General features: G+C 43.9%; 8 protein-coding genes. 4 read left to right on the top strand and 4 right to left on the bottom strand.

The genetic code is table 11. The annotated features are described in order from the left end of the window. The 3 genes from AC075J_RS17155 to AC075J_RS17145 form a co-directional block, all read left to right on the top strand. A partial coding sequence (locus AC075J_RS17155; protein WP_476390539.1) for a TAXI family TRAP transporter solute-binding subunit occupies nucleotides 1-212 on the top strand: 212 nt, incomplete at its 5' end. Nucleotides 213-217: 5 nt separating this feature from the next. Beyond that, nucleotides 218-784 (top strand): hypothetical protein, encoded by a 567-nt coding sequence (locus AC075J_RS17150; RefSeq protein ID WP_476390538.1) that lies wholly within the window; start codon nucleotides 218-220, stop codon nucleotides 782-784. Further along, nucleotides 736-2,187 (top strand): TRAP transporter permease, encoded by a 1,452-nt coding sequence (locus AC075J_RS17145; protein ID WP_476390537.1) that lies wholly within the window; start codon nucleotides 736-738, stop codon nucleotides 2,185-2,187. Before AC075J_RS17150 ends, AC075J_RS17145 begins: the two co-directional genes overlap by 49 nt. 60 nt (nucleotides 2,188-2,247) lie before the next feature. Here the strand turns inward: AC075J_RS17145 and rfbD are convergent, their stop codons facing one another. The 4 genes from rfbD to AC075J_RS17125 form a co-directional block, all read right to left on the bottom strand. Next, on the bottom strand, nucleotides 2,248-3,189 hold the full coding sequence (rfbD, locus tag AC075J_RS17140) for a dTDP-4-dehydrorhamnose reductase (protein ID WP_008707537.1): 942 nt from the start codon (nucleotides 3,187-3,189) through the stop codon (nucleotides 2,248-2,250). A gap of 3 nt (nucleotides 3,190-3,192) precedes the next feature. After that, nucleotides 3,193-4,221, bottom strand: coding sequence for a dTDP-glucose 4,6-dehydratase (rfbB, locus tag AC075J_RS17135; RefSeq protein ID WP_008707535.1), 1,029 nt, complete (start codon nucleotides 4,219-4,221; stop codon nucleotides 3,193-3,195). A 176-nt stretch (nucleotides 4,222-4,397) separates the two neighbouring features. Then, a complete protein-coding gene (gene rfbA, locus AC075J_RS17130; RefSeq protein WP_008707531.1) occupies nucleotides 4,398-5,294 on the bottom strand; it encodes a glucose-1-phosphate thymidylyltransferase RfbA in 897 nt (298 codons plus the stop codon). Nucleotides 5,295-5,517: 223 nt separating this feature from the next. Further along, the gene (locus AC075J_RS17125; protein ID WP_008707529.1) at nucleotides 5,518-6,699 is read right to left on the bottom strand and encodes a MerR family transcriptional regulator; all 1,182 of its coding nucleotides are present in this window, start codon (nucleotides 6,697-6,699) and stop codon (nucleotides 5,518-5,520) included. Between the two features lie 510 nt (nucleotides 6,700-7,209). Between AC075J_RS17125 and AC075J_RS17120 the strand changes: the two genes are divergently transcribed. Next, nucleotides 7,210-7,614: DUF3825 domain-containing protein (locus AC075J_RS17120; RefSeq protein WP_476390536.1), on the top strand; the 405-nt coding region annotated here is incomplete at its 3' end.

Below are 7,614 nucleotides of genomic sequence, written 5' to 3'. Positions count from 1 at the left end.
CGATCGTAGTGTCCGAATCTCTGGATGAGGATACAGTTTATGATATGACTGCGGCAATTTTTGACCATGCAGACGAGATTTCTGCTGAGAATGCAAAAGGAGCGGAGCTTTCTCTGGAAAACGCTACTTCCGGTATGACCATTCCTTTCCATAAGGGTGCGGCGCGTTATTATGCAGAGCATGGAATTACAGTGGATACGAAAGGGGAATAGTCAGGATGAAAGAAAATAAGATAAAAAAAGCAAACACATCCCCGGAAGGGCAGGCTGGTTCTGAGAACATGAGCACAGCAGATGTAGATGCAGTAATGAAGAAATACGACCGCGAATCAAATATTCGTGTGTGGACCGGCAAATATAAGCTGGCTGTACGCGGCCTGCTGGTTGCCTTTTCTCTGTGGTGTATCTATGTTACCTTATTTGCAACCTTCCTGGAGGAAATCCGACTGACTTCTTTTCTGGGGCTGATCATTCTTATCGGATTTCTTACCTATCCGGCGAAAAAAGGAGATATCAGAGAAAACTACATGCCGATTGGCGATATTATTTTTATGATCGCAGGCACAGGTGCTTTTCTGTATTTTACTTTTTCTGCAAATCAGATCATCAATCAGGGTACCAGATTTGCCCCTTATCAGATTGTGATCGGTATTATCGGTATTGCTGCACTGATCGAGCTTACCAGACGATGCGTGGGCCTACCGATCCTGTCTTGTGGCAGGTTTTTTCCTGATCTATGCACTGGCTGTCAGGGCTTACCAATCCGGCATTTTTGGGAAGAGTGAAATTCCTGGTGCGGAATCTTTTCTACACAAAAGAGGGTATTTTCTCCACACCTGTAAATGTATGCTCTAAATATATTGTGGTATTTATTATTTTCGGTGCGTTTCTGGAGAGAACAGGAATCTCCAACTTCTTTATTCAGCTGGCTAACTGCATTGCAGGAAAATATGCAGGTGGACCGGCAAAGGTAGCGGTTATGAGTTCTGCACTCTGTGGAATGGTATCCGGTTCCTCTGTAGGTAACACAGTAACAACCGGTTCTGTTACAATCCCGATGATGAAGGACACAGGCTACAAACCGGAATTTGCCGGAGCGGTAGAAGCTGCTTCTTCCACAGGTGGACAGATCATGCCTCCGATCATGGGAGCTGCCGCATTCCTTATGGCAGATTTTGTGGGTGTACCGTACTCCAACATTATTGTCAGGGCGATTCTGCCGGCATTGTTGTACTTTACAGGAATCTTTATTTCTGTACATCTGGAAGCAAAGAAATTAGGACTTTCCGGAATTCCGAAGGAAAAACTTCCGGTATTTAAGCTTCTGATCCGTAAAATCTATCTGTTATTACCTCTGGTCATGCTGGTAATCTGGGTGTCCGGAAACTATATGACTATGCAGAAGGCTGCCAGTTATGCAATCGTTCTTTCTGTTATCGTAAGTCTTTTTGACAAAGAAAACAGAATCAGTGTTACCAAATGTATTGATGCGCTGGAAGCAGGAGGAAGAGGTGTTATCTCCGTAGCAGTAGCCTGCGGTGTTGCAGGAATCATTTCCGGTTCCATCACCATGACAGGACTTGCCAATGACCTGATCAACGGAATCATCAGTGTTGCAAACGGAAAACTGATCATTGCACTGCTTTTGACTATGCTGTGCTGTATCGTACTTGGTATGGGTGTACCTACCACTGCCAATTACTGTATCATGGCAGCAACCTGTGCTCCGATCCTGGTACGTATGGGAGTACCTACACTGGCAGCTCATTTCTTTGTATTTTACTTTGGTATTGTTGCAGATATCACACCGCCGGTAGCGCTGGCTGCCTACGCAGGTTCAGCCATAGCGAAGGCCAATCCGATGAAGACTGCATTTACAGCCTCCAAGCTGGCTATCGCAGTATTTATCGTACCTTATGTATTCTGCTTTAATCCGGCAATGCTGCTGATCGATACCACACCGCTTAAGGTTGTTCAGATCTTTATCACCTCACTGATTGGTGTGTTTGGATTGTCCTCCTCACTGGAAGGCTTCCTGTCAGTGAAAATGTCTGTACCGGTTCGTGTCTTAATGGCAGCAGGCGGACTGATGCTGATCGATCCGTCACTGATGACTGATGTTGTGGGAATACTTCTGATCGTGGGATGCTGCGTATGGCAGACCGCGCAGAAGAAGAAAACTGCATAGAGAAGAATAAAAAAACCGGCAAAACACCTGTCATTTGGGTGTCCTGCCGGATTTTTTTATTTAGAAATCCAGTTCTTTCAGATACCGTCCAAGTGCATCCTGCCAGGTGGGGAGTGGTGTGAAACCATTGGCTGTCAGTTTGCTCTTATCCAGGCGGCTGTTAAACGGTCTGGCTGCTTTGGAAGCGCCATACTCTGCAGTTGTGACGGAGTTGACTGTCATGTTTTCCGGGAGATATTCCGGGTGTCCCATGGCAGCGGCCTGACGGAAGATTTCTTTTGTGAAATCATACCAGCTGATATATCCGCCCTCATTGGTTGCATGATAATAACCGTATTTTTCAGTTTCGATCATATCTATCAGAAGTCTTGCCAGGTCATAGGTATAAGTAGGTGTACCGATCTGGTCATTGACTACGGAGAGAGTATCATGAGTTTTTCCGAGGTTGATCATGGTTTTGATAAAGTTTTTGCCGTTTTTGCCGAATACCCATGCAATACGGACGATAAAGAACTTATTAACTGTGCCGGATACTGCAAGTTCACCGTCCAGCTTTGTCTGTCCATAGACATTTAATGGTTTATAGTCCTTGCAGTCAGGCTCCCATGGAGTGGTTCCCTGACCATCGAATACATAATCAGTGGACAGATACAGCATCTTGATGTCAAGCTCTTTGCACACATCAGCAATATTCTGAGTTCCGGTTACATTTACCAGACGGACCTTCGGCTGATTCTCTTCATCTTCGGCAGCATCTACAGCTGTCCATGCAGCACAGTGGATCACAGCATCAACATTTGCTTCTTTAATGACTTTTTCTACAGAAGCTTTGTCAGTGATATCCATCTGAACATAAGGCATTGTGGTAACTGCAGTGCCATCAGCGATTCCACTGTAGGAAGGAGCAATGTCGCTTCCCACACCTTCATAGCCGCGTTTCGCAAGTTCGTTCATAACATCATGTCCAAGCTGACCGCCTACACCTGTTACAAAAATTCTCATAAATTATGCCTCCCCGCGGTTTGCGTACATTTTTTCATAGTAGTTCTGGTATTCACCGGAGATGATTGTTTCCCACCATTCTTTGTTATCCAGATACCATTTGATTGTTTTCTTGATACCGTCTGCAAATTTTGTTTCCGGTAACCAGCCAAGTTCGTTGTGAATCTTAGTCGGGTCGATTGCATAACGCATGTCATGACCTTTACGGTCTGCTACGTAGGTGATCAGGCTTTCTGGTTTGCCAAGTTCTTTGCAGATGATCTTAACGATATCAATGTTTGTCATTTCATTGTGTCCGCCGACGTTGTAAACTTCTCCAACACGTCCTTTGTGGATGATCAGGTCGATTGCGCGGCAATGATCTTCTACATAGAGCCAGTCACGAACGTTTTCGCCTGTTCCGTATACCGGAAGTGGTTTGTCATTTAATGCATTGGCGATCATTAACGGAATCAGTTTTTCCGGGAAGTGATATGGTCCGTAATTATTGGAGCAGCGGCTGATGGTTACAGGCAGTCCGTAGGTTCTGTGGTAAGCCAGCACCAGAAGGTCTGCAGAAGCCTTGGAAGAGCTGTAAGGGCTGCTTGTGTGGATCGGAGTTTCCTCTGTGAAGAACAGGTCAGGTCTGTCTAATGGAAGATCTCCGTAAACTTCATCAGTAGATACCTGATGATAACGTTTGATACCGTATTTGCGGCATGCATCCATGAGAACAGCAGTACCGATAATATTTGTGGTAAGGAAAACTTCTGGGTTTTCGATGGAGCGATCAACGTGACTCTCTGCAGCGAAGTTTACAACCATATCAGGGTGTTCTTCCTCAAAAAGTTTGTAAACTGCTTCGCGGTCGGTGATGCTTTCTTTTACGAAACGGAAATTTGGGTTGTCCATGACAGGTGCAAGAGTGGAAAGGTTTCCTGCATAGGTCAGACAGTCCAGACAGATGATGCGGTAATCTGGGTATTTTTTTAACATGTGAAAAATAAAGTTGCTTCCGATAAATCCGGCACCGCCGGTTACGATAATGTTCATAGTGATTCTCCTTAAAAAATATATAATATGAATATCTGTAAGATTCTGTTATAGAGTCAGGCAGATAAAATTATCCGCCTTGCTGCATGGCGGGTGATATATCAAATAACTGTTTGAAAATTTGATATATCACTCACTTGACTGCGAATTCGCTTGTACAGGTCTAAAAGCTTCGGTTAGTGCAATACATCCAGATATTTACCGTCCAGAACGTCTTTTAAGTACTGACCATACTGATTTTTCTTCAGTATTTCATAAACCTTCAGCACATCTTCCTTTGTAATCCAGCCATTGAGATATGCAATCTCTTCCAGGCAACCGATTTTGCGGTGCTGGTGGCTTTCCATTGTTTTTACAAAGTTGGTGGCTTCCACAAGGCTCTCGTGTGTACCTGTATCCAGCCATGTGAATCCCTGTCCGAGAAGCTCTACGTTTAATTCGCCCTTTTCCAGATAGATGCGGTTCAGATCTGTGATCTCAAGTTCGCCTCTGGCACTTGGTTTCAGATTTTTTGCATACTCTACGACACGATTGTCATAGAAGTATAAACCTGTGACACAGTAGTTGCTCTTCGGGTGCTCCGGTTTCTCTTCAATTGAGATAGCCTTGCCTTCATGGTCAAATTCTACAATACCGAATCTCTCCGGATCATCTACATAGTATCCGAAAACAGTTGCACCCTCGCCGGATTCTGCGTTCTTTACAGCAGCTTTCAGTCTTTTCTTCAGCCCATGTCCTGCGAAGATATTATCGCCGAGAACCATGGCAACTGTATCATTACCGATAAATTCTTCACCGATGATAAATGCCTGTGCAAGTCCGTCCGGACTTGGCTGTACTGCATAGGTGAGATGGACACCGAACTGATGTCCGTCACCAAGAAGTTCCTCAAAACGAGGAGTATCCTGCGGAGTAGAGATGATCAGGATATCGCGGATCCCTGCATTCATCAGTACAGACATGGGATAGTAGATCATTGGTTTATCATAGATTGGCAGAAGCTGTTTGGATGTTACCATTGTAAGCGGATAAAGGCGTGTGCCGGAACCGCCTGCTAAAATAATACCTTTCATGTGTATTCTCCTTTGTTATTGGCAGTATGCGGTCGGAGCGATATTTTGTCAGTTATCTATCTGTGTAAATGATAAGCAAAACATCAGGCGACTGCGATACTAATTCAACGGGTTTCTGGATTGTCAGTCTGAGTTACGATATCATCCTGACTCTGGTGATTGTATTATAAAAGGTGACCTTAGGTCACCTTCAAGTGCTTTTTACAAAAAAGTTAAATTTTGGTTATTTTTCACAAAGAAAAATGCCGGCATCCTTGGTAATAAAGAACCCATCCTTTGTCTTTCGCGATACAAATCCTCGGAAATCTTTGTATTTGTCCAGAAGATACTGATTCTGATTTCCATGGCAGGAGAGGATATAGGAAATCAGCGGTTCTGCATCGGGGACAAGAAGAGAGTCCTTATAGCTTTCCCAGAAAATACGGGAAAAATACGGTGCCAGGATATCTGCTCCGTTTTCTCTGCCAAAACGCTCATAGAGTTTGTCTGCGGAGAGAACGATCCGGTCGTCAAAATCCCGGACCAGTCTGCTGACTTCCTGCATGTGTTTTTTTCCATAGGTACTGCAGATCAGTTTTCCGCCCGGAGTGAGCACACGTTGAATTTCGCTGCATACAGCAGAGATATCTTCACAGTAAAAAAGCACATGGTTTGCAATGACCAGATCAAAGCTTCTGTCTTCATGAGGAATTCTTGCACAGTCAAATGCCTCGAAGGAAAAACGGCTGTCTTTGCGTCCGATAGCACGTCTGGCATCACGAAGCATTCCGGATGAAAGATCAGAAAGAGTAACGGAAACTTTACCGGGGAGGCTGGAAATATTCTGTGTCCACAGAACACCGTCGCCGCATCCAAGTTCAAGGATACGCATCCCCGGATGAATCTGGCACTGCTCATAAACCCATGGAAACCATCCCTGTTTATTCTGGGAATAAAGGCTGTGCAGATTAATGCGTGAGGAAATGTTGGAGGCGTTCTGGTATTGATTTTTCATGCTTTTCTCCATGCCTGTCAGGTGGATCAGGTCAAGCATCTGATTCCAGTCTATGGCATGATGGGAGCGGATCGCATCTGTGGTATCCTGGATTGCCTTTTCCACCAGCTGCATCTGCTCGATACGGTCACGTACCAGCTTTAACTGGATGTTCAGGGAATTTTCCATAAAATGATAGTCTGAGTCGTCAATGGTCATTTCCCGTATGTCATCCAGGGAGAAACCCAGATATTTCAGAAGCAGGATCTGGGAAAGTCTTGCAAAATCCTCATCTGTATAAAAACGTGCGCCGGATTCTGTTACATAGGAGGGTTTGAGGATATTCTGTTTGTCATAATAGCGGATAGTGCGGAGTGTTACATGTGCCATCCGTGCAAATTCTCCGGAAGAGTAGTAGCCGTCTTTTTTCATTGTAAAACCTTCTTTAAGAAAAATAGTCTTGCCCGCAAATGTGGATAGAAACAGTTGTTCAGCCTGCATTTGCGTATTGCTGATATGTGTAGAGTATAACACAGCTGACCGGCAGGCTACAAGCATCAGGTATTACCGGATGGATAATATACTGTCTGAATGTACCACTATCCCGCGAGGTGTTTTGGCATCAATATGCCAAAATCCCGAGACATACAAGCCAAAATTCCATTGCCGCAGGCAATCTGGAATGAATTTTGGCTAAGTTACTGTGAACGGAGTGAACAGTAACTTTTGAATTGTAAGTCAGATGGTAATTTTTGACATTTTTTGGTGGATGCTAATCCTTGTCTTTTGACAGAAATTATGGTATGTTAAATAATAACAATCAAAACTGATTTTCATACAAATCATAATCTGGCAGTTCTGCCATATTTTTTCCAAAATACAATAAATATTAAGAGAGAACAGTAATGACAATATGAAAGGTGCAGGGACAGGAGGAGCCTGATGATTAATTTATTTGATTTTACTTATTGCGGAGACTATAATCGGCAGATTCAGAATCTGGCAAGGATGGTGCCGGAGAAGTGGAGCTTTTCGGATACAGATGATAACGGAATTCTGAAAGGATACCTGGAACATACATTTAAACGCCTTTATGAAGAACAGAAGGTGTGGGAGAAAAAGAATTATGCCATATTTAATACAGGACTCTTTAATTACTATTATCAGCCGATTTATGCGTATTTTATTCCCAATCTGGTCCCGGACAGGCAGCCCTGGTTTCTGGATGGCTTTTATACAGAATACTATTTGTTAAAAGAAGGAATCACCTGTCTGCCGGAAAAGGCATGCTATGTGGAAAATCCGTCAGATCTTGTGTTTGATACAAAACTTCCGGTAATTCCACAG

This window comes from Blautia sp. ZXY-1-C6 (assembly GCF_056339875.1).
Note: the sequence above shows the minus strand (reverse complement) of the source record. Positions and strands in the feature narration are given on the sequence as shown.

Excerpts from the sequence above, each read along its gene's own strand:
- AC075J_RS17150 (WP_476390538.1), top strand. The coding sequence starts at position 218 with ATGAAAGAAAATAAGATAAAAAAAGCAAACACATCCCCGGAAGGGCAG.
- AC075J_RS17145 (WP_476390537.1), top strand. The coding sequence starts at position 736 with ATGCACTGGCTGTCAGGGCTTACCAATCCGGCATTTTTGGGAAGAGTG.
- rfbD (WP_008707537.1), bottom strand. The coding sequence starts at position 3,189 with ATGAGAATTTTTGTAACAGGTGTAGGCGGTCAGCTTGGACATGATGTT.
- rfbB (WP_008707535.1), bottom strand. The coding sequence starts at position 4,221 with ATGAACATTATCGTAACCGGCGGTGCCGGATTTATCGGAAGCAACTTT.
- rfbA (WP_008707531.1), bottom strand. The coding sequence starts at position 5,294 with ATGAAAGGTATTATTTTAGCAGGCGGTTCCGGCACACGCCTTTATCCG.
- AC075J_RS17125 (WP_008707529.1), bottom strand. The coding sequence starts at position 6,699 with ATGAAAAAAGACGGCTACTACTCTTCCGGAGAATTTGCACGGATGGCA.